33 protein-coding genes, 1 tRNA gene and 1 pseudogene are annotated in these 26988 nt (G+C 53.4%); 14 read left to right on the forward strand and 21 right to left on the reverse strand.

The annotated features are described in order from the left end of the window. Positions 1-146 precede the first annotated feature (146 nt). The gene (locus FWJ25_RS07240) at positions 147-1361 is read left to right on the forward strand and encodes a DUF445 domain-containing protein (RefSeq protein WP_188093577.1); all 1215 of its coding nucleotides are present in this window, start codon (positions 147-149) and stop codon (positions 1359-1361) included. A gap of 40 nt (positions 1362-1401) precedes the next feature. Next, entirely contained in the window at positions 1402-1761 is a 360-nt protein-coding gene (locus tag FWJ25_RS07245; RefSeq protein WP_149599578.1) for a hypothetical protein, read from the forward strand. On the opposite strand, the gene FWJ25_RS07250 is transcribed toward FWJ25_RS07245, so the two are convergent. From FWJ25_RS07250 to FWJ25_RS07270, 5 genes are all read right to left on the reverse strand, one after another. Beyond that, entirely contained in the window at positions 1762-2088 is a 327-nt protein-coding gene (locus FWJ25_RS07250) for a TusE/DsrC/DsvC family sulfur relay protein (protein WP_149599579.1), read from the reverse strand. A gap of 2 nt (positions 2089-2090) precedes the next feature. Next, positions 2091-2375, reverse strand: a complete 285-nt coding sequence (gene tusB / locus FWJ25_RS07255) for a sulfurtransferase complex subunit TusB (protein WP_306462853.1) — start codon at positions 2373-2375, stop codon at positions 2091-2093. Positions 2376-2416: 41 nt separating this feature from the next. After that, entirely contained in the window at positions 2417-2767 is a 351-nt protein-coding gene (locus FWJ25_RS07260; protein ID WP_149599581.1) for a DsrE family protein, read from the reverse strand. Between the two features lie 3 nt (positions 2768-2770). Further along, on the reverse strand, positions 2771-3187 hold the full coding sequence (tusD, locus tag FWJ25_RS07265) for a sulfurtransferase complex subunit TusD (RefSeq protein WP_149599582.1): 417 nt from the start codon (positions 3185-3187) through the stop codon (positions 2771-2773). 89 nt (positions 3188-3276) lie between these two features. Continuing rightward, positions 3277-3996, reverse strand: coding sequence for a Bax inhibitor-1/YccA family protein (locus FWJ25_RS07270; RefSeq protein ID WP_149599583.1), 720 nt, complete (start codon positions 3994-3996; stop codon positions 3277-3279). Positions 3997-4246: 250 nt separating this feature from the next. Between FWJ25_RS07270 and FWJ25_RS07275 the strand changes: the two genes are divergently transcribed. Further along, positions 4247-4337, forward strand: a tRNA-Ser gene (locus tag FWJ25_RS07275). A gap of 178 nt (positions 4338-4515) precedes the next feature. Next, positions 4516-4725, forward strand: a complete 210-nt coding sequence (locus tag FWJ25_RS07280) for a hypothetical protein (RefSeq protein ID WP_149599584.1) — start codon at positions 4516-4518, stop codon at positions 4723-4725. 6 nt (positions 4726-4731) lie between these two features. On the opposite strand, the gene hemH is transcribed toward FWJ25_RS07280, so the two are convergent. Genes hemH through FWJ25_RS07300 form a run of 4 tightly spaced genes read right to left on the reverse strand, consistent with a single transcriptional unit; the run spans position 4732 to position 7215 of the window. Further along, positions 4732-5841 (reverse strand): ferrochelatase, encoded by a 1110-nt coding sequence (gene hemH, locus FWJ25_RS07285; protein ID WP_149599585.1) that lies wholly within the window; start codon positions 5839-5841, stop codon positions 4732-4734. Between the two features lie 40 nt (positions 5842-5881). Then, on the reverse strand, positions 5882-6304 hold the full coding sequence (locus FWJ25_RS07290; protein WP_149599586.1) for a protein tyrosine phosphatase family protein: 423 nt from the start codon (positions 6302-6304) through the stop codon (positions 5882-5884). A 37-nt stretch (positions 6305-6341) separates the two neighbouring features. After that, the gene (locus FWJ25_RS07295; protein ID WP_149599587.1) at positions 6342-6773 is read right to left on the reverse strand and encodes a DUF6691 family protein; all 432 of its coding nucleotides are present in this window, start codon (positions 6771-6773) and stop codon (positions 6342-6344) included. Positions 6774-6777: 4 nt separating this feature from the next. Next, on the reverse strand, positions 6778-7215 hold the full coding sequence (locus tag FWJ25_RS07300) for a YeeE/YedE family protein (RefSeq protein WP_149599588.1): 438 nt from the start codon (positions 7213-7215) through the stop codon (positions 6778-6780). Between the two features lie 347 nt (positions 7216-7562). On the opposite strand from FWJ25_RS07300, the gene FWJ25_RS07305 reads away from it, so the two are divergent. Then, a complete protein-coding gene (locus tag FWJ25_RS07305; RefSeq protein WP_149599589.1) occupies positions 7563-7979 on the forward strand; it encodes a phasin family protein in 417 nt (138 codons plus the stop codon). An 18-nt stretch (positions 7980-7997) separates the two neighbouring features. Here FWJ25_RS07305 and FWJ25_RS07310 read toward each other — a convergent pair whose 3' ends face one another. The 10 genes from FWJ25_RS07310 to FWJ25_RS07355 form a co-directional block, all read right to left on the reverse strand. Continuing rightward, positions 7998-8627 carry a TetR/AcrR family transcriptional regulator gene (locus FWJ25_RS07310; RefSeq protein WP_149599590.1) on the reverse strand — a complete coding sequence of 210 codons (630 nt, stop codon included), beginning with the start codon at positions 8625-8627 and terminating at the stop codon, positions 7998-8000. Positions 8628-8644: 17 nt separating this feature from the next. Further along, the gene (gene xthA, locus FWJ25_RS07315) at positions 8645-9457 is read right to left on the reverse strand and encodes an exodeoxyribonuclease III (protein ID WP_149599591.1); all 813 of its coding nucleotides are present in this window, start codon (positions 9455-9457) and stop codon (positions 8645-8647) included. A gap of 114 nt (positions 9458-9571) precedes the next feature. After that, positions 9572-10342 carry a hypothetical protein gene (locus tag FWJ25_RS07320; protein WP_246166680.1) on the reverse strand — a complete coding sequence of 257 codons (771 nt, stop codon included), beginning with the start codon at positions 10340-10342 and terminating at the stop codon, positions 9572-9574. Beyond that, positions 10339-10860, reverse strand: coding sequence for a DUF2878 domain-containing protein (locus FWJ25_RS07325; protein ID WP_149599592.1), 522 nt, complete (start codon positions 10858-10860; stop codon positions 10339-10341). Before FWJ25_RS07325 ends, FWJ25_RS07320 begins: the two co-directional genes overlap by 4 nt. Next, on the reverse strand, positions 10857-12143 hold the full coding sequence (locus FWJ25_RS07330) for an SAM-dependent methyltransferase (RefSeq protein ID WP_149599593.1): 1287 nt from the start codon (positions 12141-12143) through the stop codon (positions 10857-10859). The genes FWJ25_RS07325 and FWJ25_RS07330 overlap by 4 nt, the downstream gene beginning before the upstream one ends. Positions 12144-12147: 4 nt before the next feature. Beyond that, positions 12148-12930 (reverse strand): DUF1365 domain-containing protein, encoded by a 783-nt coding sequence (locus tag FWJ25_RS07335; RefSeq protein ID WP_149599637.1) that lies wholly within the window; start codon positions 12928-12930, stop codon positions 12148-12150. A gap of 2 nt (positions 12931-12932) precedes the next feature. Beyond that, positions 12933-14198 carry an NAD(P)/FAD-dependent oxidoreductase gene (locus FWJ25_RS07340; RefSeq protein WP_149599594.1) on the reverse strand — a complete coding sequence of 422 codons (1266 nt, stop codon included), beginning with the start codon at positions 14196-14198 and terminating at the stop codon, positions 12933-12935. Positions 14199-14213: 15 nt separating this feature from the next. Further along, the gene (locus FWJ25_RS07345) at positions 14214-14996 is read right to left on the reverse strand and encodes an SDR family NAD(P)-dependent oxidoreductase (protein ID WP_149599595.1); all 783 of its coding nucleotides are present in this window, start codon (positions 14994-14996) and stop codon (positions 14214-14216) included. Next, the gene (locus FWJ25_RS07350; protein ID WP_149599596.1) at positions 14993-15460 is read right to left on the reverse strand and encodes a nuclear transport factor 2 family protein; all 468 of its coding nucleotides are present in this window, start codon (positions 15458-15460) and stop codon (positions 14993-14995) included. Before FWJ25_RS07350 ends, FWJ25_RS07345 begins: the two co-directional genes overlap by 4 nt. After that, on the reverse strand, positions 15457-16440 hold the full coding sequence (locus FWJ25_RS07355) for an acyl-CoA desaturase (protein WP_149599597.1): 984 nt from the start codon (positions 16438-16440) through the stop codon (positions 15457-15459). The genes FWJ25_RS07350 and FWJ25_RS07355 overlap by 4 nt, the downstream gene beginning before the upstream one ends. On the opposite strand from FWJ25_RS07355, the gene FWJ25_RS07360 reads away from it, so the two are divergent. Further along, positions 16439-17464 (forward strand): NAD(P)/FAD-dependent oxidoreductase, encoded by a 1026-nt coding sequence (locus tag FWJ25_RS07360; RefSeq protein WP_149599598.1) that lies wholly within the window; start codon positions 16439-16441, stop codon positions 17462-17464. The genes FWJ25_RS07355 and FWJ25_RS07360 overlap by 2 nt on opposite strands. Positions 17465-17491: 27 nt before the next feature. On the opposite strand, the gene FWJ25_RS07365 is transcribed toward FWJ25_RS07360, so the two are convergent. Next, a complete protein-coding gene (locus FWJ25_RS07365; RefSeq protein ID WP_149599599.1) occupies positions 17492-18976 on the reverse strand; it encodes an HD domain-containing protein in 1485 nt (494 codons plus the stop codon). A 114-nt stretch (positions 18977-19090) separates the two neighbouring features. Here FWJ25_RS07365 and FWJ25_RS07370 point away from each other — a divergent pair, with 114 nt between their 5' ends. The 7 genes from FWJ25_RS07370 (at position 19091) to FWJ25_RS07400 (ending at position 24616) form a co-directional block, all read left to right on the forward strand. Next, positions 19091-20299 carry a PP2C family protein-serine/threonine phosphatase gene (locus FWJ25_RS07370; protein WP_149599600.1) on the forward strand — a complete coding sequence of 403 codons (1209 nt, stop codon included), beginning with the start codon at positions 19091-19093 and terminating at the stop codon, positions 20297-20299. Positions 20300-20312: 13 nt separating this feature from the next. Then, a complete protein-coding gene (locus tag FWJ25_RS07375; protein ID WP_149599601.1) occupies positions 20313-20804 on the forward strand; it encodes an STAS domain-containing protein in 492 nt (163 codons plus the stop codon). A 68-nt stretch (positions 20805-20872) separates the two neighbouring features. Continuing rightward, positions 20873-21943, forward strand: a complete 1071-nt coding sequence (locus tag FWJ25_RS07380) for an NAD(P)H-dependent glycerol-3-phosphate dehydrogenase (protein WP_149599602.1) — start codon at positions 20873-20875, stop codon at positions 21941-21943. A gap of 20 nt (positions 21944-21963) precedes the next feature. Then, positions 21964-22413, forward strand: coding sequence for a SixA phosphatase family protein (locus tag FWJ25_RS07385; RefSeq protein WP_149599603.1), 450 nt, complete (start codon positions 21964-21966; stop codon positions 22411-22413). Between the two features lie 36 nt (positions 22414-22449). After that, complete coding sequence (locus FWJ25_RS07390) at positions 22450-23346, forward strand: radical SAM protein (RefSeq protein ID WP_149599604.1); 897 nt, start codon at positions 22450-22452, stop codon at positions 23344-23346. 36 nt (positions 23347-23382) lie between these two features. Next, on the forward strand, positions 23383-23952 hold the full coding sequence (locus tag FWJ25_RS07395; protein ID WP_149599605.1) for a DUF1285 domain-containing protein: 570 nt from the start codon (positions 23383-23385) through the stop codon (positions 23950-23952). A gap of 202 nt (positions 23953-24154) precedes the next feature. Then, positions 24155-24616: an FKBP-type peptidyl-prolyl cis-trans isomerase gene (locus tag FWJ25_RS07400; RefSeq protein ID WP_149599606.1), complete on the forward strand. Its 462-nt coding sequence runs from the start codon at positions 24155-24157 to the stop codon at positions 24614-24616. Between the two features lie 119 nt (positions 24617-24735). Here the strand turns inward: FWJ25_RS07400 and FWJ25_RS07405 are convergent, their stop codons facing one another. Then, positions 24736-26388, reverse strand: coding sequence for an electron transfer flavoprotein-ubiquinone oxidoreductase (locus FWJ25_RS07405; protein WP_149599607.1), 1653 nt, complete (start codon positions 26386-26388; stop codon positions 24736-24738). A gap of 422 nt (positions 26389-26810) precedes the next feature. Here FWJ25_RS07405 and FWJ25_RS07410 point away from each other — a divergent pair. Next, a pseudogene (locus FWJ25_RS07410) lies at positions 26811-26988 on the forward strand (electron transfer flavoprotein subunit beta/FixA family protein); the annotation flags it as partial.

Here is a 26988-nt window from a genome sequence, read left to right on the forward strand (position 1 = left end):
AGACTGGCGTCACGGCCAATGTTGCGACAAGCCAGTTGCTTCATGATTTGTCATATAAACGGCTACAACCTGGCTCTACCATTCAGGCTGTATACGAAAATATGAATATTGGCATTTAATGCCGCGTTTATTATCAGGGGTTCAACTTGTTCGACGCTGCGCTTCTGTCAGTGCCTGTGATGGCCGCCGTTGTGGGCTGGTTCACCAATTGGCTTGCAATTCAGATGTCCTTCTATCCGGTCCAGTTCATCGGGATCGGATCGGTTGGCTGGCAGGGCGTTATTCCCCGAAAAGCGGAAAAAATGGCGCATATCTGTATTGATCGAACTCTCCAGCAGTTTGGAGACCTGAATGCGGTTTATCAGAAACTGGAGCCCCAACGGATCGTTGAACAGGTGGTATCGCAAGTGACGCCAAGGCTGGATGAGTACATCGACGAAGTGATGTACGAGATCCAGCCAGTGCTATGGGACAACCTGCCACTGTTTCTGAAAAACCGTATCTACCAGTGGGCAAGGGAGCAATTACCCTCCCGTATCGAAGAACTTATGGAAGATTTCGGCGATGACCTCGATGATCTGGTAGATCTCAAAGCACTACTCAGTCGCGAGCTGGCCTCCCATCCGGATCTGATGAATCGCATTTTCCAGCAGGCAGGCTCGGTTGAATTGCGTTCTGTTATCAACCGGGGCGCCGGTATAGGCGCGATTCTTGGCGCGGCACTTGTTCCCCTGTGGACCCATTACCCTGAACCCTGGCTACTGCCGATAGGTGGCTTTGCCATTGGTTTTTTGACCAACTGGATCGCAATCAACCTGATTTTTTCGCCGCTTCGTCCTCGACGGGTGCTTTTCTGGAAAATTCAGGGCCTGTTTCTGCGCAGACAGTCCGAAATCAGCGATATCTGGGCGAAACTCGTTGCCGAAGAACTGATTACGGTCGAGAAGGTGGCTGATGCCATGGTGAACGGCAATCAGGGTGAGCGGACCCGCGCCATCATCCAGAAACACCTGCGCCCCCTGCTGGATAATTCAATAATTATGAAGCTGTCAGCTCAGGTCACCGTGGGCATGACCGGCTATACCGAACTCAAGAAGGTGATGAACCAGAAAGCCGTGCTGGCGACAAGGGATGTGTTCAGTGACCCCGATTTCAATCGCGAAAGAGCTCCAGTGGTTGCGGAAGTGCTGTCTGGCCAGATGAAATCCCTTGGCCCCGTTGAGTTTCAGGACATCCTCAGGCCGGCGTTTCGCGAGGAAGAGCTTCGGCTTATGTTGGTTGGGGGTATATTCGGGGCGATGGCGGGAGCTCTGCAGTTCATTTCACTCACCTCTCTGACTTTCCAGGGCCTGTTTGCTTGAAACGAATGTCGGCCGCGAGATTAAGTAAAGGAGACAATCAATGCCAATCTGGTTAACGGTTCTGGTTCATGCGCTGGCATCGGCAGTGGCAGTCCTTCTGGTTATGCTGTCGTTCTGGCACCTGATTGTGCGCCCCTACCTTAATGCCAGAGTCGAAGAACTCATCAAGGCGACAAATGAGATAGAGCCAAAGGTAACCCGAGGTGTAAAGGCTGGTGTTTCGGAAACCTTACGAGAGCTTCCGGAAGTAGCACTGGATGGTACCGTTCGCGAGTCAACGCGCCAGTTTTTGAAGTTTGGAAGCGGGTTGTTCGAGAATGGCCTCAGTGCTTTTCTCGGCTCGGCGTCCGACCTGGAACGACATAATCAGAACCGGGACGATCAAACGTCCCGGGAATAATCAAAGGCAGTTAGTCGGTCTGGGTAGGCCGGCAATCCGGCACGCAGTTTTCGCAGGTGTGCCGGGGAACAGTTGCATCAGGTAAATGCTATTACCTTTTTCTTCGCCCAACGCTTCACGCACCGCTTTCACAAACAGGCGGTTTGAGGGTGGAGATATTTCATGTTGTTTGTAAAATTCCCTCAAAAACCTGATGATTTCCCAGTGTTTTTCGCTTAGTTCAATGTCGCCCTCACGGGCAATGACTTCGGCTATTTCCCGGCTCCAGGCAAAGGCATCCTCGAGAAAGCCTTCGTTGTTTCTGGCGGGGAGGTTTGAGGTCGTCATGATTACCAGCAAATAACTCGTTTGGCTTTGAGAGACAGTTCAACCATACCCTGATAGTCGATGGCACCGACGTTGCTCTGGTGAGTGTCTATAGCGCGTGCTGTCAGGTCTGACTTCAGTGCATACACGGTCCGGTCGCCAAGTACACGAGAGGTAGTCAGCGCGAGAACACCATTCTCGGTCAGCAGCAGAGCGTCATCCGATGAAGACATCCCCAAACATTCGGAGAAACGAGGGTGGTCCGGGGTCTTGTTCAATATATGCAGAGTATGGAAGTCACTCATCATTAATGCTCTAGTCTGGTCAATCTTATCATTGGTAGGTCGCTTCAGCCGGCAAACAGCACATTCTGGTATCGGCCGATCATGTCAGCATTTCCGTCGATCAGGGTAATGCCATCAGGCAGGTCGTCGACGGTCAGCCCAAAGCGTTCACAAGATGCACTATCAACAAGCAGTTGCTCTATACCGAAAATGGGAGCTGCCGAAAGGTTCTTCTCAACGGATTTCTGGTGAATCGAATCAGGTGCCTGGCCTTTGCGCAGCCAATGCACGCCCGCACCGGTAAACAACAAGCTCGCGGGTTGGTCGAACGCGGCCAGTGAAAAAGCCATGTCCAGCGCTTCACGGCCAGCGAAGCTGCCATAAGGCGCTTGGTCAATGACGATCAGGGTTTCCATCAATCAGTCCCCCGCATGGAAATAGAGGGTCTTGGTGGATTTGATGGTGCTCTCCACCCATTCGCCAAGCCCGGCAATTTCAAAAGCAGGTAGCAGGTTGCTGGCACTCAGTTCGTACCTTTTCTGCTCCTGTTCATTAACCAGTCCTCTGCGTAGCGCTGAGGCGATACAAGCGACGGCGGGAATGTTGTGTTCAGCCAGAAATTCTGACCACAATTTCGGCAGGTTCATCTCATCTGACGGCGGTGCGATCAGGGCTGAAGCAAGGTGAACGCCATCGCCATAGAGAAATACCCGGTCAATACGGTGTCCTGCTGCGATAACAGCCTCTGCGAAAGCAAGCGCGGTCTGAGGCGCCTGAGAGGAATAGGGTGCGCCGGTAATGACCAGTGAAAAGCTGTGTTCGGTTGTGTTGCTCATGATTACCGGTCTTGTCTTGGGTAATGATCAGTTTACTGAAAGCAAAAGCCCCGGCAAGGGCCGGGGCTTTGCTGGAGGGGAGGTTGCAATCAGTCGTCGCCGCTGAACGCCCCAATAAGCTGAAGCAGTGCCACAAACAGGTTGTAGATATTCAGGTACAGACCGGTTGTTGCCATGATGTAGTTCTGCTCGCCGCCATTGATGATGCGGCTGGTGTCATAGAGAATAAATCCAGACATCAGGAATACAATGGCTGCACTGATTGCGAGGCTGAACGCGGTGATTGCAACACCGAACATGCTGGCAACCAGAGCGCCCAGGGCAGCTACCAACACCACGACCAGACCAGCTACGAGCATTCCGCGCATAAAGCTGAAATCTTTCTTGGTGGTCAGGACATAGCCAGACAAAGCAAAAAATACCAGGGCCGTGCCGCCAAGGGCCTGCATGACGATCTGGCTGCCATTAGACATCTGCAGGTAGTAGTTCAGGGTCGGTCCAAGAGACAGACCAAGAAGGCCGGTGAAGGCGAACACAACACCAATGCCTGCGCCGCTGTTCGCGGTACGGGGCAGAACCAGCCATACCAGCGCCAGAGCACCCAGGCTGCAGATCAGGCTGGCACCGCGGCCAAGGCCGATGTTCATGGAAACCGCTGCCATAATTGCGCTGAACAGCAGGGTCATGGCGAGCAGCGTGTAGGTGTTCTTCAGAACCTTGGAGGCCGCAGGGCTGATGGCAGCCGTCGCGGACCCGCGGGCAATCATATTGCCCCGGTTCTGTTCGTAGCCGTAATCTCGGTTTTGCATCTCTCTCTCCGTTAGGTTCCTGTTTGTTGACAGGGAAGCCTGGGTTGTTAATGAAAGAATCTGAGAAATCTAGTACTGATGATAATGGCACATTCCGGACTTTCAATCATTTATGACCGAAAACCGTACCCGAGATTCCATTAAATAGAGTTAATGTAAGAAACCCCGGCGAGATTTATGCAGGGCGTTGACAGCTCAGGCAAATCCGGTATCATGCACCCCGCTGTCGATGAGGCAGCAATGGAAAAACGGTGGGCTGGCAGAGCGGCTGAATGCAGCGGTCTTGAAAACCGCCGAAGGTTAGTAGCCTTCCCGGGGTTCGAATCCCTGGCCCACCGCCATTTTTTCCTGACTCTTCTTTATCAGCCTGTTCTGGCATCGAAATTTCCCAACTGCATTGCTTTCATTCCGGCCTCTGTTCGCTGGTGTTTGCCTCGGATAACTGCTTATTGGCTGCCGTCTGCCGGTATGGTCATAATGGGCCTGATTGCACGATCCGTATTTGGGTCAGGAGGGCGCATGACAGATACAGGTAAGAGCTTCGTGGATAAAACTCAACACGCGTCTGTAGAGCGCGATGACCGGAAATTTTTTGTTTCGGCAAATCGTGGCCGGGCGAGCCACCGAATCCGTTATGTGGAGTCCGGTGGCGCTGCCGTCGATAATGAAGAATGCACCTTCTGTCAGGCTGTGCCTGTGGCATCTGATGCCGAAGAGGAACGGAGCTAGGCCGGATCAGATGTCCCGGCCTGGAAAGGTCTGTTGTTTCCGGCTGTCAGCTCGTTGTTGACGTTCAGTAAGAGCAGTCTGATCTCCTGATGGGAGTTCCCATCCCTTCAGGTTCTCCTCAATTAGTGCCACCAGCGCTTCAATATGAACCGGTGAGGCATTCAGGGCGGGTATATAGCTGAATGCTTCTCCACCCGCCTCCATGAAGTATTCCCGGTTTTCCTCGTTTATCTCCTCAACTGTCTCAAGGCAGTCCGCAGAGAACCCAGGACAAAATACATCGATGGACTTAACGCCTTTACCCGGGAACGCCTTGAGCGTTTCATCGGTATAGGGCTTAAGCCACTCCTCACGGCCAAACCGCGACTGGAAGGTCGTCATGTAGTCATCATTGCCAAGACCGAGTCGCTCAGCCAGTAGCCGAGAGGTCTTGTGGCACTCGCAATGATAGGGGTCGCCTTTCTGGAGGTATTTCAGTGGAACCCCGTGATAGGACAGGATCAGCTTCTCATGGCGGCCGTGGTTCGCCCAGTGGGATTCGATATGGCGGGCCATTGCCTCGATGTAAGGCGGAAAATCCGGGTAATGCGAAATGAACCGTAGGTCCGGCAGCCATCTCCGCTGCATGAAATCCTTGGCGATAGCATCAAAGGTGGACGCGGATGTAGACGCTGAATACTGAGGGTAAAGCGGCAGGACCACCAGTTGCCGAACGCCGGCTTCCTGCATTTTGTCCAGCGCACCGGCAATGGACGGGTTGCCGTAGCGCATGGCGAACTCGACGACGACATTGTCGCCGTAGGACTTTTTCAGCGCTTCGCGGAGCCCCTCAGCCTGTCTTGAGGTATGGATCAGCAGTGGCGATCCGTTCTTCTCCCAAACTCCGGCGTAGGCTTTGGCTGACCGGCGGGGGCGGAAGCGCAGGATTATGCCATGGAGGATAAGCCACCAGAGTGCTCGTGGGGCTTCAACGACTCGTGGGTCCGAGAGAAATTCAGCGAGATAGCGGCGAAGTGCTGGCGTTGTCGGTGCATCCGGTGTTCCAAGGTTAGTGATAAGAACACCAAAACGGTCTGGCTGCTTGTGGCTGAAATTCTCCGAACCTTTGTACTGCATGAACGAGTCCTTGCCTCTGATGAGTGAATCGGAACCTCAGTTAACCGGCTTGTTGTGCCATCCTTGGTGCCAGTCCGCTAATGTCATAACCGGCATTGCGAGCTTTGGCGACAACATCCGAAGCGGGTAGCGTTCGGGCGGCGCTGAGTGCCCATAGAATGGTACAGCGTGTACCAGATCGGCAGAAGGCCAATACGGGCTTTTCCGCATCCCGGATCATCGGCGCAAAGCGATCCACGTCGCCGTCAGTGATATTGCCGGACTCTACCGGCATATAGACCCATTCGAGACCGCTTACACGGGCTGCATTTTCAATATCAGCCATCAGAGGCTGGCCTGGTTCTTCATGATCCGGGCGATTTGCGACGATGGTCTTGAAGCCAAGCTGTGCAGCTATGGCCACATCTTCAACGGAGATTTGCGGAGATACCGAAATCGTATCGTCAATTTTTCTCAAATCCATGGTTTTCCTCCGGAAGTGGTTTGGCTGGCGACTATGATTACACAGTTGCCCTGGCTCTGGCGCGCTCAATCACCTCGAAGATGATCATTCCAGCAACCATGGAGGCAACGAATACAACGGCTTTGGCTTCACCCGCTCCCAAGGCAACAAGCCCGGGCCCGGGGCAGAAACCGGCGATTCCCCAGCCCGCACCGAATGCCAGGCCGCCAAAAATCAGGCGTTTGTCGATATGGGTATGAGGCGGAATTTTCATGTTAAAGCCAAGGAAGGACACAGTGCGACGGCGTGCGACGGCAAAGGCTCCCAGCCCCACGACAATGGCACCGCCCATCACGAATGCAAGGGAAGGATCCCAAAGCCCTGCGATATCCAGAAAGCCGAGTACTTTTTCGGGGTTAGCCATACCAGAGACGATCAGCCCAAGCCCGAAGATCAGGCCCGCAAACAAAGAAGCGATTGAATATTTCAAGGTATCACACTCCCAAAACGTGGCGGATGATATAAACAGTCACAAACCCGGCGGCCATAAAGCTCAATGTGGCGGCCAGTGAGCGCAATGAAAGACGGGACAGACCACAAACGCCATGGCCAGATGTGCAACCGGAACCATACCGGGTACCAACGCCAACGAGTAACCCGGCTGCAATAAGGGCGGGATATCCTGCGTTGATCTCGATGGCGGGCAATTCTGCGCCGAGCATCCAGACCGTTGGTGCACCGATGAGGCCAATCAGGAAGGCGATCCGCCAGGCGATATCGCCACGGGCAGGGACCAGCAAGCCTCCGAGAATTCCGCTGATTCCGGCAATGCGGCCGTTCAGCAAAAGAAAGCTGGCAGCAGCAAGTCCGATGAGAATGCCGCCGAATAGGGCGGACCAAGGGGTGAAGCTACCCCACGCAATATCGATCATTTTAAGTCTCCAAAGTAATGCATATGCCTATTATGGAATAAGCATATAATTGGGGGCAATTTAAAAGAAAAAAAGCCCGGCAGAGATTGCCGGGCAGAGGCGTGCGAGTAGTATCCATGAAAGACTTCCAGACAAACCGGCATCAGCAGGGACACCGGTATAGGGAAGTATTGACTATAATTTGAACACTTCAAGCAAAGGTCACTTATGTTTGAAAACATTTTTTCATATTGGAAGGGTGTTTATACTGAGGCCTTGTGTGGCAAGCGTTTCAGGCTAACTGAAATCCCTGCTTTAGTGTAATACAATGGCCCTTCACAGCGTTTTTCCCGTCCTGAGGTTGTTACATGTCTGAAGAAAACGACAAGAAGCCGGAGAATGATCCGCAACTGGCTGCAAAAATCAAGGATTCTGCTCGTCAGATCTGGCTTGCAGGGCTCGGTGCATACACCAAGGCCGAAGAAGACACCGGTCGTTTCTTTGATCGCCTCGTTCAGGAGGGCGAACAGCTGGAGAGCAAAACCCGGGGCGTTGTCGAGAAGCAGATCAAAACTGTCGAGGATAGAGTCGGTGATGTGAAAGAGCGCGCGACCGGGACCTGGGACAAGCTTGAAAACATGTTCGATGAGCGGGTATCAGGTGCGCTCAGGCGGCTTGGTATTCATCGCAGAGAGGAAATCGAAGCGCTGGAACGTCGTATTGACGCGCTCGAAGGGGAGTTGGACAGACTTCGTAATGCCTCTGGCAGTGACGAAGAAGAGTAAGAAGCCGGGCCGTTGGCCTCAGAGATAATCCCGGCTCATCATCATTGCCTGCATCTGCTCATCCGATGCCAGGTAGGGGGTGATCAACTGGATCATTTGGTAAACGCCCCGGCCGGGGTCGACCGACTCCCGGTCGTTCAGATGTGACAGGGAGTCGAAACTGCTCCAGTAACAGGATGTTAGCGTTAATTGCTCACATAATGCTGAAAGTGTTTCGGCTTCAATTTCCATCATCCCTTGGCGCCGGAAACTGCCGCAGATAAGTTCAAACGCCCCAGTCTTCTTTTTCAGTATTTTTCGAAACCTTCCCTGAAGCTGATCGTAGCGGGACAGAACGTTAACCAGATCCTGATAGATAAACCGGTACCGCGCAACAGCCTCAAACAGCATGTGCAGAAAAAAACCGAGCTGATCGAGGCTGATGTCAGCGTCTTCCGGCACAGCGAGGAGATCAAGCATTTCCTCTTCAAAAACCGCGAACAGCTCCTCAACAATGTCACCCTTGCTTTTGAAGTGGTAATACAGGTTTCCCGGGCTGATATCCATTTCGTCGGAAATCAGCAGGGTCGTCACATTGGGTTCCCCGGCGCTGTTGAACAGCGCCAGGCTTGTATTGAGGATACGGTCGCGGGTTTTAATTTTTTTCATGGCGCGCCGGAGTAACCTTAAAGATCGAAGCTGGCCCAGATCGGGCAGTGGTCTGAAGGCCGTTCCATCCCACGAACATCGTAGGACACGCCAGACTCCTTCGCTTTCGGAAGAAGGCTGTCACTGGCCATGATGAGATCAATCCGGAGTCCGCGCCTGGGTTCACGCTCGAACCCCTTGCTGCGGTAATCAAACCAGCTGAAAGTGTTGGATTCTTCCGGGTGCAGGTGACGGAATACATCGGTAAAGCCTCTCTGCTCGACCTGGCCGAGCCATTCCCGTTCTTCCGGCAGGAAACTGCATTTGCCGGTTCGTAGCCAGCGTTTGGCGTTGTCCGGGCCGATGCCGATATCTTTGTCGGTCGGTGAGATGTTCATGTCGCCCATGACAACCACATGCCCGCCTGATTGCTTGAGTTCATCGAGATATTTCATGAGATCTGCGTAGAACTTCTCTTTCGCGGGGAATTTTACCGGGTGGTCCCGGCTTTCGCCCTGTGGAAAGTATCCGTTGATGACGGTGAGCGTTTCGCCATTGACTGTGAACTTGCCAGTAATCAGGCGGCGCTGAGAATCCTCGCCATCCCAGGGATAGCCTTTGACGACCTCTTCAGGCTCCATCTTCGACAACAGGGCCACGCCATAGTGTGTCTTCTGACCATGAAAGTGCACGTGGTAGCCAAGCTCTTTGACTGCGTCGACCGGGAACTCTTCATCGCGGACTTTGGTTTCCTGAAGCCCGATAAAATCCGGGTTGAGGGTTTTTACAACTTCCTCAAGCTGGTGCAGCCTGGTGCGTATGCTGTTGACATTGAATGAAACAAACATCATGGGTGTCTTGTCTCCGGGATGGATTCCGCCCGGAGTTTATCACAGGAAACCATGCTGGAGTCTGTGGCAAGAGCGACGGGGCTTTTGGGGCTGGCCGGATCGTTACCTGGGTCATTAATGGGTCAAGTTACATGCAGGGGCCTGGTCGAGTGTGTAGCGGATATGTGCCGTATAGTTCTCATTCCTGCTTTTGCGGATGTTAGTCAATCCCACGTAGTCCGTCAGAAAGCCCTGTTGGTTGTATCCGAGGATAATGGGATCCACGAGGAAGCGAAGAACAAGCCCTCTGGGACGAATTTTCACCACATGGTCGGCGCTTATACCGCTATCCATCGCTGGCTCCATGACGAAACCGAAGGTTTCCCCGCGTGTCGGTGCCAGGAATTCAAATTCGACTGTGCGCCCCTCCTGAACACGTTTCCAGTTATCCCGTACCAAGTGGTCGAACCCTGCATCGACGACAACATCATTGGCGTATGCTAAATCGTAACGCCGGGTTTCTTTGTTTGAGCCTGCCGCCATGGTCCAGCTGATCTGCAGGCGGTCGTTATCCGGGTAGTGAATATCCAATGTTTCGGAGTAATCGGGCTGTTGGAACTCGACGGTGGGTCTGAGTAGTGAGCGCTCATAACGCAATATCTTCCGGGCGAATGATGCGCTTTCTTCACGGAGTTGGTAGGCAATTTTCTGCACCTCGGGCCGGAATGTTCCGGTGCCGCAAGTGCCGCTGACACTATGGGTTTCTGTGTACAGCGTATCGCCGTTTTCCTGGCGCGCGGTACCCGTAAACGTCATGCGCTCGGTTGCCCAGGAAGCAACCGGTAGTGCGACGAGAATAGCGATTTTGATAATGATTTGGACCGTAGCCTGCACTAACCCGTTCATCTCACCAACTCCGGATAGAGCAGTTTTCGCAAGTAGGTGAGTAAGGGGAAGAGCACCAACCAACCGGTTGCCAGGGCAGCTATTGACCAAGCGGGTTCGGGCAGTTCGATCGCCCCAAGTTCCGCCGCTGACCAGTACGCCAGCGGTCCCGCAACAGGCGGAAGCAATAGCAGAGTCAGGCGTTTGCGGGTTACCCAGCTCAGAGAATGGCTGAATGTCGTCATGAACGTGGCCCAGATCGCGACGAGCCAGGGGGGAGTGAGCTGCAGGGCCCCGGTACCGTCATCCAGGATACCGAGCCGAAACCACAGGCTGTCGAGCATGCCACCAAGCACGGTACCGAGGCCGATAAATTGCACTTCCGCCCAGCGGTTCCGGCTGATGGCTATGAGATGAACCATCACAAACATGAGTGCAAGAACCACGGCGGGCAAACCGGGATAGAGTACGCAAATGAACCAGGCCGCCTGAAACAGAACAAAATTAAGGGCGTTTGCTGCTCCTTCTGGCCTGATCATACGCTCAACAGGTTTTCCTGCTTGTTGCCTGGCTTCGCTAAGACGATTTGGGAAACCCCGATCGCCCGCTCACTGAAACCAGCCTCGCAATAGGCAAAATAGAAGTGCCAGAGGCGACGGAATTTTTTGTCGTACCCGAGTGATTCCAGTTCATCGCGCTTCGCCATAAACCGTTGGCACCAGTCATGCAAGGTACGCGCATAGTGGAAACCGATGTCCTCAGCATGGCTGAGCACCAGATTGCTGTGAGTACGAACAGAATCCAGAATCGCGCCCAAAGAGGGAATGAAGCTACCCGGGAAAATGTACCGCTGGATGAAATCAACGTTTTTCAGCGCCCGGCGGTACCGTTGCTCGGGCATATTGATTGCCTGGATTAATGCCAGCCCATCAGGCTTCAGAAGCGCACTGATCTGGTGAAGATAACTGTCGAGGAACTGTGGCCCTACGGCCTCGATCATTTCAATGGAAACAAGCTTGTCAAACTGGCCTCCCAGATCCCTGTAATCATCGAACAGCAGAGTAATACAGTCCTCCAGCCCTTCTGACAGCACCCGTTCCCGGGCCCAATCAAGCTGTTCCCGTGAAATCGTGGTGGTGGTTACATGGCAGCCATAATGCCGGGCAGCATGAATTGCAAAGCCGCCCCAGCCAGTGCCGATCTCCATGACGCGGTCACCCGGTTGCAAATTCAGTTTCCGACAAATGGTGTCGAGTTTGTGAACCGCCGCTTGTTCCAGTGTTGAGCTGGCATCTGGATAGATCGCGGATGAGTACATCATGGTGGGATCAAGAAACAGCTCAAACAGTTCGTTGCCGAGATCGTAGTGGGCGCTGATGTTTTTCCGGGAACCCTCAGGGGTGTTGCGATTCAGCCAGTGAAGTGCCTTGAGGGCGGGTTTGGTGATCCAGCTGAAGCGGTCTTCAAATTCATTCATCCGGTCCACGTTGCGGGTAAAGAAGCGGAGAAGGGCAACCAGATCCGGTGAGGTCCAGTCTCCGGAGACATAAGCCTCGGCAGCCCCGATACTTCCACCGGTCAGGAGATCGCTCCAGGTGCTCGGTGTATGAATGATCAGCTCAGCAGCAGGGAAGCTGGTATCTCCATCCCCGAATGTCAGATCGTCGAGACCCGCCTCCCGCACGACCAGTACCCCGGAACTCAGTCTTTGTAATTGCTGAATGACAAGGCTGCGGGCAATACGAGTGAACGTGGAAGGTGAGCTTCCAGAGCTGCTGGCGGAAGGATCAGACGAAGTTAACGAACGATTCAGGTTCTCCATGAGCCTACCTTTCTAGTTTATCCGGATGTGTGTAAAACGGAGCACCCTTGAGCTTAAGGCGAAGGGCATTCCAGTAAATACCGGCTGTAACCTTCATGGCTTCAACGGGAAATTGCCGCAGGCTCCGATGAACTACTTTACGAGTCAGAGGGGTTCTTTGGACCACCAGTGTGGCGTCAAACTGCTTTTCGCCTCCTTCAATCACGTTCATGTGAATCCGGAGTTCAGATTCCCTGAAGCTGAACGTCCACTGATACTGCTGGTCCATACTGTTGAACGGTGAAACATGAAAGCGCTTATCGAAGGTGAACTTTTCGGTGCGCCAGCCAGATGTGTTCGCTGGCGTGTCTGACGTCTCCAGGCAATAAACGTGGCGCTCCTTCCACGGGGTGTTAGTGATCTGGGCAAGAATCACTTTGGGTACAGCTCCCTGGAGCGGCGAGTCTCCAGCTGCGTAGCAGAAGTAGAAGCTCACGGGGTTAAATACATAACCGAAGTAGCGTGGGTGGGTAACCAGTTCTATGGGTCCATCAGGCAGCCATCCACAGCACTCTGCCACGTAATCTCTGACCGCTGATAACAGGTCGCCATGGTCAGGTTTAAGGTAATCCCGACGTCGGAGTGCGAGCCAGTTGAATCGTTCAAGGGAAAAGAACGGGCTCACACTGGTTACGTTCTGCCATTCGTCGAGAGCCAGCGCCATCATTCCGGTTTGATACTGGAACTCGTGACGGACGGGTGTGTGGCGTCTGTGCCTGATTGTTCCTTCAAGCCACTGGCTGCGCATGCTCATAAGTCTACGCCGAATGCGCGGGTGACCCTGAGCGCGCTTTTTACGCCGTCTTCATGGAATCCGTTGAACCAGTATGCCCCGCAAAAATGGGTGCGGTTCTTATTACCAATTTCGTCATACCGGCTCTGGGCGGCAACGGACTCCAGCGTAAACACCGGATGGGAGTAGTCGAATTTTTTGATGATTCGATCAGGGGCAATGTCGGAAGACCGGTTCAGCGTGACGCAAAAGGTTTCCGGTGCGTCATGGAAGTTTTGCAGGATATTCATGTTGTAGGTGACGGACACCGGTTGAGACGGGAGTGCCGGCATGAAATAGTTCCACGCGGCCCAGGCACGGCGATTGGAGGGCAGTAACCGACTGTCTGTGTGCAGAACGACGTCATTGCTCTGGTACCTGATGGCTCCCAGGATGTCTTTCTCTTCCTGAGTCGGAGCATCGAGCATATGCAGTGCCTGATCGCTATGACAGGCCATAATGACCTGATCGAACCGGTGTTGCTCCCCATTTGCCAGGACCGTTACGCCCTCACTGTCTCGCGAGATGCTTTTTACCGGGCTGTTCAGATGGATACGTTTGCCGAGTTTATCCATCATTCGGTCCACGTAGCGGGCGGAGCCGCCGGAAATTACCCGCCAGGTAGGCCGATCGTCCACCGAAAGCATGCCATGGTTATTAAAGAACTGGAGGAAGAAGCGTATTGGGAACTGCTCCAGGACAACCTCGGGGGCGGACCAGATCGCTGCCCCCATCGGCACGATGTAATAGTTCCGGAAATAGCGGGAATAGCGCTTTCTGTTCAGGTACTCACCCAGAGTTTCCGTGTCATTGATGGTGTCGGCTTCGAGGTCGGCACGGGTTTCCCGATTGAACCGGAGTATTTCACGAATCATTCCCAGAAAGGGGAGGTTGAGGAGATTCTTTCTCTGGGCAAACAGCGTATTCAGGTCTGTACCGTTGTACTGTAGGCCGGTGGTCTGGCAATCGACACTGAAACTCATGTCGCTGACTTCAGACGCCACTCCCAGCTTGTCCATCAGGCGGATGAAATTGGGGTAGGTCCAGTCATTGAAAACGATAAAGCCGGTGTTGACCGGCCAGAGACGACCGCCGGCTTCAACTTTTTCGGTATTGGTATGGCCTCCGGCGTATTCATTGGCTTCAAACAGCTCCACATCATGCTGCTCGGCAAGTAGCCAGGCAGCGGTCAGGCCGGACACCCCGGCTCCAATTACGGCAATACGCTGACGATTGTCACTCATGCAAAAAGATCCTGATTAACGAATAGGTTTTCGTGTCATTCTTGCGGCCATGCGGTCTACCAACGGCTGGGGTAGTGCGCCGAGCAGTGCGAGCAGGCAGGTGAAACGCCGTGGGAACGCGATCTCGGTTTTGCCTTTCGCGATTCCGCTGATGATCCGGTCTGCAGCCTCTTCAGCCGTCAATAAAAAAGGCATAGGGAAGTCATTCCGGTCGGTCAACGGTGTTTTCACGAATCCGGGAGAAACCACCACAACGTCGATACCTTCATGGGTAAGATCCGCCCTTAATGACCGGGCCAGGTAGGTTAACGCCGCTTTTGAGGCCCCGTATCCTTCGGCACGGCCGAATGGAAACCACCATGCCGATGAGCTGATAATGACAACTGTTGCAGGCTGGCCCTGAAGACTTGCCTTTCGCAGAGCGGGCAAAGCAACTTCGATACTCCGGGCTGTACCAACCACGTTGGTCTGCAGGTTTCTTTCGACAACCCCACTGTCGAACTGATCTGTGTCCATATACTCACAGGTACCGGCATTCAGTATCGCCATGTTGAGGCAGGGGATATCGGCAAGGGCTTGGGAAACCGACTGAAGGCCATCAGGGCTTGTGGTATCTCCCGGGCAAACATCTATCCGGGTGGGTGCAAGCTCCTCGAGTACCCACAAGCGAGTTTCCCTCCGTCCGGTCAGCAGAAGACGGTGGTTACCTGAGGCAAAGGCACGAACCAAAGCCTCTCCAATGCCCGAACCGGCACCGGTTATCCAGATGTTTGAAGGATGCGCCAGACGTCGATTCATCCGGCGTAACCTTTCACCCAACGAACGAGGCGGCCAACGAGGGGCAGGTGTTCGTAAATGAGCTGGCCTGCATCGTAATAATCACGGTGATAGCAGATTTTTCCTTTGCGTATCTCTAAATGGCTGATGCCCTCGACTCGTATCTCCCGACCTTTTTTGATGCGCTTGTGACAAAGTGACATGGTCCAGGGCAGGGTGACATAGGGACCGTTGACCACTGCATCAGCAAAGGCGAACTGGCAGCTGATGGCGTTGGTGTAGGCGTGAGCGAAATAGCGGGTAAGGTCGTCCAGTCCCTCTACACTGCTCAATGGGTCCTGAAATCGAATATCCTCGCTGTACAGCTCAGACAGCCTATGGAGATTGCCTTTATCCAGCGCGTTGAACAGGCTCCTGAACCGTTCCAGGGTTGCTGGTACAGCAGATTCAAATGAACCGATTTCGATATTTGAGGCGGTGGTCATTCGCGGTTCCTCCTCCTGTTGTCCAGTGTGATGGTCTCTTGCCGGATGTGTTCAGGAATGGGATTGAGATCCCAGATAATGCCGAGCTTTGCCAGAAGCCACAGCCCATACCAGGTGACGTCAATTTCATACCAGCGAAATCCCTGGCGAACGGACTGAGGCCAACGGTGATGATTGTTGTGCCACCCTTCACCCAACGTCAGCAGGGCTAGCAAGAAATTGTTGCGGCTGTCGTCACTGGTTTCGAAGCGTCGCTTTCCCCAAACGTGAGCGAGGGAATTGATTGATACGGTGGCGTGGAACAGTGCAACGGTGGAGATAAAAAAGCCCCACACCAGCAACTGAAGGCCGTTGGTGCCCAACCCCGGCGCGGTGGCTGCCAGGATTTCCCCCAGCCCATAAATCAATATCGCCGCGAGCGCGGGAATCAGCGAGTCGAAGCGGTTGATCAGTCTGAGTTCCGGGAAACAAAGCCAGTCACGCACCCGGCGTTCATTGGTCACGAAACCTGCGTCGCAGGTAAACCAGCCTGCGTGGGCCCACCAGAACCCTCCCTGATGAGGGGAATGCAAATCCTGTTCAGCATCTGAATGCTGGTGATGGTGGCGGTGGTGTGCTGCCCACCATAACGGCCCCCGTTGTGCTGCACTGGCACCGAGAATGGCAAACAGAAATTGTGCAGTGCGACTGGTTTTGAAGGTTTTGTGAGCAAAGTAACGGTGATAAAAGCCTGTAATGGCAAACATCCGAATCACGAAAAAAGCGGCTGCGAACCCGGCAGCGAAAGCACTGACTCCGGTATAGAACGCTATCAAGCAGGCCACGTGCAACGCGATAAAAGGAACGACGCGCGCCGCGTTGAATGATCTGGAATGACTGTTAATGTGATCCGTTCCTGCTTCGGAGTCGAACCATCTTAGAATGTTTATCAGCAAAGAATGCACGTCGATATCACTCACTTTGGATTCAAAATAGATCATGCCCAAGAAAAGTCATTGCGCGAATATACGTCGCATTGCGGTTATTGGTTCAGGTATTTCCGGCCTCACCAGCGCAATTTTGTTACAGGACAACGGCCATCAGGTTGTTGTTTTTGAAAAGAGTCGCGGCCCCGGTGGTCGCCTGGCTTCAAAACGGGTCCCGAAAAGCTCTGCCGACATCGGTGCACAATACTTCACCGCACGAAATCCAGAGTTTCTGCCGTTCCTTACGTGCTACGCCGGGCCAGACAGTTTCAGGGTGTGGGAGGGAAAGATCGGTTTCAGAGATGAGTCGGGAGAATGGTCAGAGTTCCCACGGGAAGCCCGATACGTAGGCGCCCCTCGGATGACGGCGATAAGCCGGCAGCTCTCAGCACATGTTGAAATGGTCGCTGAGACCAAAATCGCAACATTTCAGAAGAGGAACGGGCTTTGGGATCTGACAGATACCAATGGCCAAAGTCATACCGGGTTTGATCAGATCATCCTCACCGCGCCTCCTGCCCAGACACAGACACTTCTGGAAGATAGCGGACTTGAGGATCTTGCCGATTCGCTGAACGATGCTGTATCCCGGGTTTTGCCTTGTTGGGCGGTAGCGGCTCATTTTCATGAGTCTCCCTTTCATGCGTTTCCCTGGCGGGCATATTCCGGGGCACGGGTGGAACACCCAGTACTTTACTGGGTGGGCAACAACTCCAGCAAACCTGAACGGAATGATCAGGGCGAATGGTGGGTTCTTCATGCTAATGCTGAATGGACGCAGGCCAACGTAGACCAGGACCCGGAAAAAGTAGCGCAGTTAATGTGTCAGGCGTTCACCGACATGGTTGGTTTTGATGGCGAACCAACCGCAGTAGTACCTCACCGTTGGCTATACGCACGATCAGAAGGTGGCGAAACGCCGGGGCACCTCTGGTACCCGGAGCAGGGCATTGGCATCGCGGGGGACTGGCTGGCGGGAGGCAGGGTCGAAGGCGCGTTTGATAGTGCTTGGGCTCTCATAAGCGCCATCGAACATTGAGGCCCCGCGCCTTTCCGGTTGTGCTGGTTATTCGCGCAGAGGTTCCGGTGCCTGCGTAGTAACCTCCGGCCGGGCGTAGAAGTGCGTGATAGTGCCGTCTCCGAATTTGCTGAAAAAAGCACTCACATCCGTGATGCGCCGCAGAGATCTTGTTCGGTTGATCGGATCTCGGGTCAACACCTTGATGCCATTAAAGTTCTCCTGGATCTTCGAGAACCTGGCTCGCATCGAACAGGTGACCACGGTGTCCGGGTCCAGCGAAAGCTCCTGAGCAAGCCATGCACAGTGGCGATTGATGCCTTTCGGAGACAGATCTTCGCGAGTATCCAGGTGTTTGAGCTTCACCCTGTTGACGATACAGAAAGAAAAGCTTCTTTGGTTTTTACGGGCGACTTTTCTGAAAGCCTCCCAGAAAAAGTTATCAGTGAGTTCAGCAAACCAGTCCATGTTGCTCAGGCAAGTGTCTACCCATTCGAAATTCTCTGCGTCTTCGAGCACTTCGTTGATCGCTTCCCGAAGGAGCCAATCAAAGCCCAGAGCGGTTTTGTGGGCGTACACCTTCCGATACATCTGGTGCCGGCTATAGACGAAGTCTTCCAGTGCGCCCAACCCCTTCTGGGTGATAGCGAGCCCCAGCCATGGCTCGTGGACGTCCCAGCCGAACCGAAGGTTGCTTAGCAGATGATCAAGGTTAAAGCCGCCGATGGTAACGGACGAATGGAAGCCGTCCCTCAGCATGTAATCAGCGCGATCTGCGTCGATCTCGCCAGACACAATGGAAGACAACAGGTCCATAACCAGTCGCGGAATATTATCGTTGATCAAGGCGCCTGAGGCTGCCTCTTCGCCGGCAATAAACCCCCAGAACGTGCGGGCATGGCGACAGAATGCTTCGCTGGGCTGAACGTTGGTCGTTTCCATAATGCCAATAACATTTCTGGCAGCCAGCCCTGCGCTTTGCAGATCAATGGATGACAGCACTTCATGGGCTACGCGAACGGAATAATGTTCGTGCTCGAGCTCCTCGGGCTCTTCATCGTGGTAAATCGTATAATCCACGCCTTCCCACAAATCCCTGAACCTCTCCGGCCGTGACATCAAATCACGGATACGACGGGCCTGGGTGAACTGGTGGGAAAAGCTCGAGTGCCCGCTGTCATGGAGGAGGCATCCCAGCCGGATGATTTTTGCGAGGTAATCAATCGCGTCCAACTGACTCAGGCTCAGGTCCGTCTGTTCGCTCAGCTTTCGTTCTCGCAGGTAGGCATCGATCATCGCCCGGAACATGCGGGTTCCGACGTGCATGACGCCTATGCTGTGGAGAAATCGGGAGTGCGTAGCGCCAGGAAAAACCAGGCTCAGGATATCGTTCTGGCAAATATTGCGCAGGCGCTGGAACAGCGGGTGATCAATCACTTCAATTTCATGACGGTATAGGGGTATCCCACCATGAACCGGATCCATGATCAGCTTGTCATAGGCACCAAGCAGGTCGTTAACGGCACTTCGCATCGTTACGATTCTCCCAAATTCGCCAAACTGGCCTTGTTATATCACAGGGTCGTGCCAGAATAGGCTTAATCATGCCAATTTTTCTTTTATCGCTGGTAGTTTAGGGCAGTAACCATGACTTCGCGCACCGAGCGCATTTTGATTATTGATGCCGATGAAAAGGCCCGAGCAGACCTGTCCCGCTATCTGGAAGCCCGAGGCTTTTATGTAACCGGCTACCCCGATGTTTCCGCAGCCCGGACGTTATTCGTTGATAACCTCCCGGACGTTATTTTTGCGGACCTTTCGCCAGCTGCCATCAGAGACCTGGCGGCACGTCTGGAAGAAACGGAAACATTCACTCCGATCGTTGCCTGTTCTTCGACAGCGTCCAGTACCGACGTGGTTGACGCGCTGCGTGCCGGAGCTGCAGATGTGGTGCTGAAGCCCTGCAATGACGACAAAGGCGCTCTTGATGACGTTATCGAAAAGCTGTTCGACAGGGTTCGGGTCAACAGACTGAATCAACTCTATCGACAGGAACTGGAAGAAGCTAACCGGGATCTCCGTGATGGTATTGCCGAGCTAAGGGCGGACCAGCGAGCCGGCCGCAAGGTACAGTTGAGGATGCTGCCGGATCGCGAGCAAGAAGTTTCCGGAATACATATTGACCACCTCATCAAGCCCTCGCTCTATCTGAGCGGCGATTTCCTCGATTATTTCCCGATTTCGGAAGATAAAGTGCTGGTCTATATCGCCGATGTATCAGGCCACGGTGCCAGCTCTGCATTTGTCACGGTGTTACTGAAAAATCTGACCAATCGGCTCCAGCGGAATCTGCGACGTCAATCCAGTGATGACATACTCTATCCTGAGCGTTTCCTTGAACGAATCAATACCGAACTGCTGGATACCGGGCTCGGGAAGCATGTCACTGTCTTCGTAGGCATCATCTCCATTGAAGAACGCACACTGCGTTACGCCGTTGGGGCCCATTTCCCGATGCCAATTCTGTCTTTTGAGGGCGGTGAAACGGCATTTCTGGAGGGCAGTGGGCTACCGGTTGGCCTGTTTGAACAACCCGAGTGGGAAGTGTACGAAGTCGCCCTGGACAAGCCTTTCCGGCTGATTTTGTTTTCAGACGGTATATTGGAGGTCATCAAGGCAAAAAGTCTTGATGAAAAGGAGAGAACACTACTTGAACTCGTATCAGGAGGTCGTCACACTATCGCATCTTTGAGCGATGCTCTGAATCTCGATGAGATTGCAGAGTTACCTGACGATATCGCTATTGTTGCGGTGACTGATACGATAAACGGATCAGAACTCACGTCGTCGAATTAGTGGCAGTGTGAACATGGCTGGTTACAAAATCCTGCAAGCTGAGAAACAGGGCATTTACGTCCTGAAGTTTATCGGGGAAATCCGGCTGAACCTGTGTTCGACGCTGGACAATCTGGTTGAGTCCATCACTCAGGATCCCGAGTTCAAGACCGTGGTGATCGACCTCACAGAAACCGAGATTATCGATAGCACCACACTCGGTTTGCTTGCGAAGATTGCCATGGCCGCTCAGAAGCAGAGTCATTTCCTCCCGACACTGATCTCCACGAATCCAGACATTACCCGCATTATCACCTCCATGGGCTTCGACAAGATTTTTATCATTGTTCGAGAACCCGCATCCCGTATCGAAGAACTGGAAGAAATTCCGGTGTTAAAAGCCAGTGAACAACAGGTTCGCGACAAGGTTCTGGATGCGCACAGGGTGCTGATGGGCCTGAATAGCCGTAATCGGGAAGAATTCAAGAATCTGGTACGTGCTCTGGAATGTGAAGAAACCGGCTGAGCCGATTTCTTCATCATTTGCCGGAGCACTCCGGACTTCCCCTATAAAACAGACATAACGGGACAACTATGCCTGACTATAAAGCGCCTCAGGATAACGGGGCTCAGGGGCCAGTACATGACGTTACCGTATTGGGTGGCGGCAGCTTTGGTACAGCAATGGCCAAGGTGCTTGGTGAAAATGGTCATCGCGTTCATTTCTGGATGCGCGATGAAGCCCAGGTAGCCGAAGTTCGGGATACCGGGGTAAATAGCCGCTACATGCCGGATATCAAACTGGAAGGGGATATCCAGCCTACAACGGACTTCGATGCTGCCATCGATAAGTCCGATGTCATTTTCGTAGCGATTCCCAGTAAAGCGTTTCGTTCGGTTATCCGCGAACATAGCCAGCAATTCCGGGAAGGTCAGATTGTCATCAGTCTGACCAAAGGGATTGAAGAGCATGGTTTCAAGTTGATGAGCGAAATCCTTCAGGAGGAGATCCCACGGTGCCGCATCGGTGTTCTCAGCGGTCCCAACCTTGCGGGCGAAATTGTTAACCGGGACCTTACTGCGACGGTTATTGCCGCGAAAGACCCGGACGTGCGCCGGGCGGTGCAGGGCCTGCTTGGCTGCGAATATTTTCGCGTTTACGCAAACGTCGATATCTACGGCGTCGAGCTGGCCGGTGCTTTGAAAAATATCTACGCCATCGTGGCCGGTATGGCATCAGCTCTGGACATGGGCGAGAACGCAAAGGCGATGCTTATTACCCGTGGGCTGGCGGAAATGAGTCGGTTCGCTGTCAGCCTTGGTGCGAACCCGATGACGTTCATGGGCCTCGCGGGTGTTGGCGATCTCATCGCGACTTGCACATCCTCCAAGAGCCGGAATTTCCGGGTAGGGTATGCGGTTGGCAAAGGCCAGAAGCTGGATGATGCTGTTGCGGAATTGGGGCAGGTTGCGGAAGGTATCTACACCCTGAAACTGGTCAAGGAGAAGTCTGAAGCCATCGGTATCTACATGCCGCTGGTGCGTGGCCTATATGAAATCCTGTACGGCTCGGCTTCCATTAACGCCGTTATTAGCAGCCTGATGATGGCGGTGCAGAACTCCGATGTGGAGTTTATTCTGCCGCGCACTATTTCTCAGCAATAGAAATTCCAGGAGGTTGGCCAGTGCATCTTATTATCATGCGCCATGGAGAAGCCGGCTGGCATACCCTGGATCAGGACCGGGAACTGACCGAAGTAGGGCGGTTTCAGGTGTCCAAGGCGGCAGCTGAGATTGCCGAGTCACCTTGGCGGCCCGAGCTGATCTGGACAAGCCCCTACACAAGGGCCCGCCAGACAACGGGGATTGTGGCCGAAATTCTGAATTGTCCGGTGGAGGAAAAATCATTCATTACACCGGATGATGACCCCGGTGCTTGTCTGGACGCGTTGCTCGAAAACCAGTCGACGCCACTGATGATCATTTCCCATATGCCTCTGGTTGGGAGTCTGTCGACGCTGCTTGTTGATGGTCATCGCCGTGGAATTCCTTTCATGACCGCACAGGCAGTCTTACTTGAGATGCCCGTTGTTGGCCCGGGCTGTGCAGATTTGAGAGCACAGTTTTTGCCCTGAACATCCCCCGTCATTCAGTGTTTCCGAGAGTTAAGAATGTATAGCTTTCCCATCGATTACATAGAGCCGGTTTTCCGGCCACCTAGTGAAGCCAAATCACTGATTCTGCAAGTTACCAACGGGTGCTCATGGAACCAGTGTACATTTTGCGAGATGTACACCCAGCCACAAAAGAAATTCCGGGCTCGTAAGCCGGAAGACATCCGGCGAGATATTTCCAATGCAGCCCGCAGCCTTGGCGGTGTCAGGCGGGTCTTCCTGGCTGATGGTGATGCCATGGTGTTACCGACCCGGCGGCTGCTTGAAATTCTTGGGGATCTGAAAGCCGCATTACCGGAGCTTCAGAGGGTTTCGAGTTACTGTTTACCCCGAAACCTGGCTAAAAAGAGTGTTGAAGAGCTGGCACAGCTACGTGAAGCGGGATTGCAAATCCTCTACGTAGGTATGGAATCCGGAGATGATGAAGTGCTCAGACGGGTCAATAAGGGGGAAACCTGGGAATCGACACGTTCAGCCCTGGTCAAGATCAAAGAAGCCGGTCTGACCAGCTCGGTCATGGTGCTGAATGGCCTCGGTGGCAGAGTGCTTTCCCGCCAACATGCGATAAATACCGCAACGCTTTGCAATGAGACCCAACCTGATTACCTGTCGACCCTTGTCGTCAGTTTCCCCCAGGGAGAAGAACGTTTCAGAGAGGGCTTCGGTGACGATTTCGTGCCACTCTCTCAGGAAGGACTGTTTGAAGAGATCCGGTTGTTCCTCGAACATCTCGAACTCGAACGCACCGTTTTTCGCAGCGACCATGCTTCAAACTACCTGGTGCTCAAAGGTACGCTCGGACGCGATAAGCAAAAGCTGCTTGATCAGGTCAATCTGGCGATCACCAGCCCTGGTGCAGTTCCGCTCAGAGCAGAGTGGATGCGGGGGCTCTGAGCTCCATGCTGAAACCATTTCAAACGGACAATTACAATGAGTCAGGATCCTGAAAAGCTTGCGGGCCAATTGGATAAATCAACGCGGACGGGCGGATTGCCTCCACTCGAAAAATGGCACCCGGAACTGTCTGGCGATATGGATCTACGAATTACGCGAGATGGGACATGGTTGTTCAAGGGCAGTCCGATCGCCCGAGAGGAAATTGTCAGGCTGTTTTCTACAATTCTCAGGCGTGAAGAAGATGGTGAATACTACCTGGTGACGCCCGTCGAGAAATGGCGGATTCAGGTTGAAGATTCGCCATTGCTGGCCCATACGATGAAAGTAGAAAATGCAGGCACAGAGGCTCAGGTCGTCACCCTGACCACCAATATGGGCGAAACTCTTGAAGTGGGAAATGAGCACCCCATCGAAGTAGGGCTGTACCCCGGGAGTGAGGATCCGAGGCCCGTAGTTATGGTACGCCATGGCGTGGAAGCCCGTTTGGTTACCGCAGCTTACTATGATCTGGCCGAATATATTGTCGAGTGCGAGATAGCAGGAGTTCCCGCACTTGGCGTTATGAGTCACGGAATTCTCTATAAAATCGGTGACGCCGGTTGAAAAGCGGCAAAGCGACCCCAGAACTCACGGTAGAAAGCACACTCCGACACTTGTTAAACTGTGGTTTCTGACTTGTTATCGAGCCTGGCTCTCTAACGAGGCCCGGTGGTCGTTAGTCCCTCTGTGCAGTCTGGCTGTTCACGATCACTTTCGATTGCCTAAATCCAATTAAACAGTCAATTGCGAACTGCAAGGAGAACACATGGCCCAACCACGCGTTGTTACCATCCATTACACGCTCACTAACGACCAGGGAGAAGAGCTAGACTCCTCCCGCGTAGAAGGCCGTGAGCCTCTGACTTACCTGGAAGGTGCACAAAACATCATCGGTGGTCTGGAAAGCGCACTGAACGAAAAGGGTGCTGGTGATCAGCTGAAAGTATCTGTTGCTCCGGCAGACGGTTACGGCGAGAAAAACGAAGAGCTGATTCAGCCGGTTCCGCGTACTGCGTTTGAAGGCGTAGACACCATTGAGCCGGGCATGCAGTTCCAGGCGCAGACTCCGGGCGGCCCTCAGATCGTTCGCGTTGTAGAAGTGAGTGAAGAAACTGTCACTATCGACGCAAACCATCCTCTGGCTGGTGAAACTCTGCACTTCGACGTTGAAGTCGTGGAAACTCGCGATGCTACCGATGAAGAGCAAGAGCACGGCCACGTGCACTAAGCTGTTGCGGCAGTAGCAAAAACGGCTCCTTGTGAGCCGTTTTTTTATGCACGAATGAAATTGGACAGGCCAAATAAAAAAAACGGCCCCAATTGGGACCGTCTTCTGGATCGCCGAGCTTACATGTTGGGGTAGTTCGGGCCACCGCCGCCTTCCGGCGTTACCCAGGTGATGTTCTGTGCAGGGTCCTTGATGTCACAGGTCTTACAGTGAACACAGTTCTGGGCATTGATCTGGAACTTCTTACCGCTGCCGTCGTCAGCTTCAACAACTTCGTAGACGCCAGCCGGGCAGTAGCGCTGGGCCGGCTCGTCAAACTTCGGCAGGTTTTCCTTCAGTGGGATATCCGGATCGGTCAGCTTCAGGTGAACCGGCTGATCTTCCTCATGGTTGGTGTTGGAGATAAACACAGAGGTCAGGCGGTCGAAAGTCAGCTTGTTATCCGGTTTTGGATAGTTGATCTTCTTACACTCGGACGCCGGCTTCATCGTAGCGTAGTCCGGTGTGGTATCGCGGAAGGTGATCGGCAGACTGCCACGCAGGATGTTCTGCTCGAAGAAAGCTACCGCACCTCCTATGATGTTACCGAACTTGTGCATGGCTGGACCGAAGTTCCGCTCAGCATAAAGTTCTTTGTACAGCCAGCTATCTTCAAAACGTTTCTGGAAGCTGGTGATTTCTTCACCGGTCTTGCCTTCTTTCAGCGCTTCGAACACTGCTTCCGCGCCCAGGAGCCCAGATTTCATAGCTGTATGGGAGCCCTTGATCTTGGAGCTGTTCAGGGTGCCCGCATCACAACCCAGCAGCAGACCGCCAGGGAAGCTCATCTTCGGCAGAGCGTTATAGCCACCTTTGGCAATGGCGCGCGCACCATAGGCAACACGCTTGCCGCCTTCCAGATATTTCTTAACTTCCGGATGATGCTTCAGGCGCTGGAATTCCTCGAACGGGCTTACGTGCGGGTTGCTGTAGGCCAGATCGGTAATCAGGCCTACATAGACCTGGCCGTTTTCCAGGTGATACAGGAAAGAGCCGCCGGTGGAGCCAGATTCATTCAGCGGCCAGCCAGTGGTATGAACAACCAGGCCTGGCTCGTGTTTAGCCGGGTCGATATCCCACAGTTCCTTGATACCGATACCGTAGTGCTGTGGGTCTTTACCTTCATCCAGCTTGTACTCACTGATCAGGCGCTTGCCCAGATGGCCGCGGCAGCCTTCAGTAAAGAGGGTGTACTTGGCACGAAGCTCCATGCCCGGCATATAGCCATCTTTCTCGGAACCGTCACGGGCTACGCCCATGTCACCGGTAATGATGCCCTTGACCTGTCCGTCTTCAACGATGGTCTCGGACGCGGCAAACCCCGGGTAAACCTCAACGCCCAGCTGTTCGGCCTGCTCAGCAAGCCAGCGGCACAGGTTACCGAGACTGATAATGTAGTTGCCGTGGTTGTGCATGTTTTTCGGCACAAACGCGTTCGGGATTTTGGTGGCGTTTTCCTGATTTTTCAGCAGGAAAATGTCGTCACGGGTGACCGGCGTATTCAGCGGTGCACCTTTTTCTTTCCAGTCCGGGAAGAGCTCGTTGAGGGCAGTGGGCTCAAATACAGTACCGGCGAGGATATGCGCGCCGATTTCGGAACCTTTCTCTACTACACAGACAGTAAGTTCTTCGCCAGCTTCCTGTGCCAGTTGCATGACACGGCAAGCTGCCGACAGGCCCGCAGGGCCGCCGCCGACGATAAGAACATCAAATTCCATCGATTCGCGTTCCACGTTGGTCTCCTCAAACATCTTTTTTAATGGGTATAGTCAGCCCGTAGGCACTTGTCACTGGGCCGTCATCATACCGGTAAAAATACCTACAGACGACCGTAAGAAGCCGATAATCGCTACTTTAATTGTATAGGAAGGATACCGTAATTGAAGAATCAAACAAACGTTTGTTTGAAATTTGGATCATCCTTTGGCATTGTACGTACACACCGAAACATCGTGTGTTTTGAGTCGAAAGCTAGTATCGTCTCACCGCCAATTTCAGTCAATACATGAAATTGGCCAGAAAGGCAGTTCCGGCGCGTTGCTTGAGGCTATTGATTCTGCCGACTGTTGCCTCCATCATTAGTGCGCACTTAATTTCGGCAGGCTCTGCGTGAGAACTGCAAGTCATAAACCCATCGTAGAAGAACGAGGAATCTATGAAGGTTCTGGTCGCTGTAAAACGAGTAATCGACTACAACGTAAAGGTGCGCGTCAAGCCGGACAACACCGGCGTTGATCTCGCCAACGTCAAGATGGCAATGAACCCGTTCTGTGAAATCGCTGTTGAAGAAGCGGTTCGCCTGAAAGAAAAGGGTGTTGCCAGTGAAATCGTGG

This window comes from Marinobacter salinexigens (genome assembly GCF_008370345.1).
Classification (GTDB): domain Bacteria; phylum Pseudomonadota; class Gammaproteobacteria; order Pseudomonadales; family Oleiphilaceae; genus Marinobacter; species Marinobacter salinexigens.

Excerpts from the sequence above, each read along its gene's own strand:
- FWJ25_RS07395 (WP_149599605.1), top strand. The coding sequence starts at position 23,383 with ATGAGTCAGGATCCTGAAAAGCTTGCGGGCCAATTGGATAAATCAACG.
- FWJ25_RS07365 (WP_149599599.1), bottom strand. The coding sequence starts at position 18,976 with ATGCGAAGTGCCGTTAACGACCTGCTTGGTGCCTATGACAAGCTGATC.
- FWJ25_RS07375 (WP_149599601.1), top strand. The coding sequence starts at position 20,313 with ATGGCTGGTTACAAAATCCTGCAAGCTGAGAAACAGGGCATTTACGTC.
- FWJ25_RS07300 (WP_149599588.1), bottom strand. The coding sequence starts at position 7,215 with ATGATCGATATTGCGTGGGGTAGCTTCACCCCTTGGTCCGCCCTATTC.
- xthA (WP_149599591.1), bottom strand. The coding sequence starts at position 9,457 with ATGATGTTTGTTTCATTCAATGTCAACAGCATACGCACCAGGCTGCAC.
- FWJ25_RS07310 (WP_149599590.1), bottom strand. The coding sequence starts at position 8,627 with ATGAAAAAAATTAAAACCCGCGACCGTATCCTCAATACAAGCCTGGCG.
- FWJ25_RS07270 (WP_149599583.1), bottom strand. The coding sequence starts at position 3,996 with ATGCAAAACCGAGATTACGGCTACGAACAGAACCGGGGCAATATGATT.
- FWJ25_RS07245 (WP_149599578.1), top strand. The coding sequence starts at position 1,402 with ATGCCAATCTGGTTAACGGTTCTGGTTCATGCGCTGGCATCGGCAGTG.
- FWJ25_RS07305 (WP_149599589.1), top strand. The coding sequence starts at position 7,563 with ATGTCTGAAGAAAACGACAAGAAGCCGGAGAATGATCCGCAACTGGCT.
- FWJ25_RS07345 (WP_149599595.1), bottom strand. The coding sequence starts at position 14,996 with ATGAATCGACGTCTGGCGCATCCTTCAAACATCTGGATAACCGGTGCC.
- FWJ25_RS07330 (WP_149599593.1), bottom strand. The coding sequence starts at position 12,143 with ATGGAGAACCTGAATCGTTCGTTAACTTCGTCTGATCCTTCCGCCAGC.
- FWJ25_RS07380 (WP_149599602.1), top strand. The coding sequence starts at position 20,873 with ATGCCTGACTATAAAGCGCCTCAGGATAACGGGGCTCAGGGGCCAGTA.
- hemH (WP_149599585.1), bottom strand. The coding sequence starts at position 5,841 with ATGCAGTACAAAGGTTCGGAGAATTTCAGCCACAAGCAGCCAGACCGT.
- tusB (WP_306462853.1), bottom strand. The coding sequence starts at position 2,375 with ATGATGAGTGACTTCCATACTCTGCATATATTGAACAAGACCCCGGAC.
- FWJ25_RS07335 (WP_149599637.1), bottom strand. The coding sequence starts at position 12,930 with ATGCGCAGCCAGTGGCTTGAAGGAACAATCAGGCACAGACGCCACACA.
- FWJ25_RS07350 (WP_149599596.1), bottom strand. The coding sequence starts at position 15,460 with ATGACCACCGCCTCAAATATCGAAATCGGTTCATTTGAATCTGCTGTA.
- FWJ25_RS07325 (WP_149599592.1), bottom strand. The coding sequence starts at position 10,860 with ATGATCAGGCCAGAAGGAGCAGCAAACGCCCTTAATTTTGTTCTGTTT.
- FWJ25_RS07280 (WP_149599584.1), top strand. The coding sequence starts at position 4,516 with ATGACAGATACAGGTAAGAGCTTCGTGGATAAAACTCAACACGCGTCT.
- tusD (WP_149599582.1), bottom strand. The coding sequence starts at position 3,187 with ATGAGCAACACAACCGAACACAGCTTTTCACTGGTCATTACCGGCGCA.
- FWJ25_RS07390 (WP_149599604.1), top strand. The coding sequence starts at position 22,450 with ATGTATAGCTTTCCCATCGATTACATAGAGCCGGTTTTCCGGCCACCT.
- FWJ25_RS07290 (WP_149599586.1), bottom strand. The coding sequence starts at position 6,304 with ATGGATTTGAGAAAAATTGACGATACGATTTCGGTATCTCCGCAAATC.
- FWJ25_RS07250 (WP_149599579.1), bottom strand. The coding sequence starts at position 2,088 with ATGACGACCTCAAACCTCCCCGCCAGAAACAACGAAGGCTTTCTCGAG.
- FWJ25_RS07260 (WP_149599581.1), bottom strand. The coding sequence starts at position 2,767 with ATGGAAACCCTGATCGTCATTGACCAAGCGCCTTATGGCAGCTTCGCT.
- FWJ25_RS07355 (WP_149599597.1), bottom strand. The coding sequence starts at position 16,440 with ATGATCTATTTTGAATCCAAAGTGAGTGATATCGACGTGCATTCTTTG.
- FWJ25_RS07340 (WP_149599594.1), bottom strand. The coding sequence starts at position 14,198 with ATGAGTGACAATCGTCAGCGTATTGCCGTAATTGGAGCCGGGGTGTCC.
- FWJ25_RS07320 (WP_246166680.1), bottom strand. The coding sequence starts at position 10,342 with ATGAACGGGTTAGTGCAGGCTACGGTCCAAATCATTATCAAAATCGCT.
- FWJ25_RS07370 (WP_149599600.1), top strand. The coding sequence starts at position 19,091 with ATGACTTCGCGCACCGAGCGCATTTTGATTATTGATGCCGATGAAAAG.
- FWJ25_RS07360 (WP_149599598.1), top strand. The coding sequence starts at position 16,439 with ATGCCCAAGAAAAGTCATTGCGCGAATATACGTCGCATTGCGGTTATT.
- FWJ25_RS07400 (WP_149599606.1), top strand. The coding sequence starts at position 24,155 with ATGGCCCAACCACGCGTTGTTACCATCCATTACACGCTCACTAACGAC.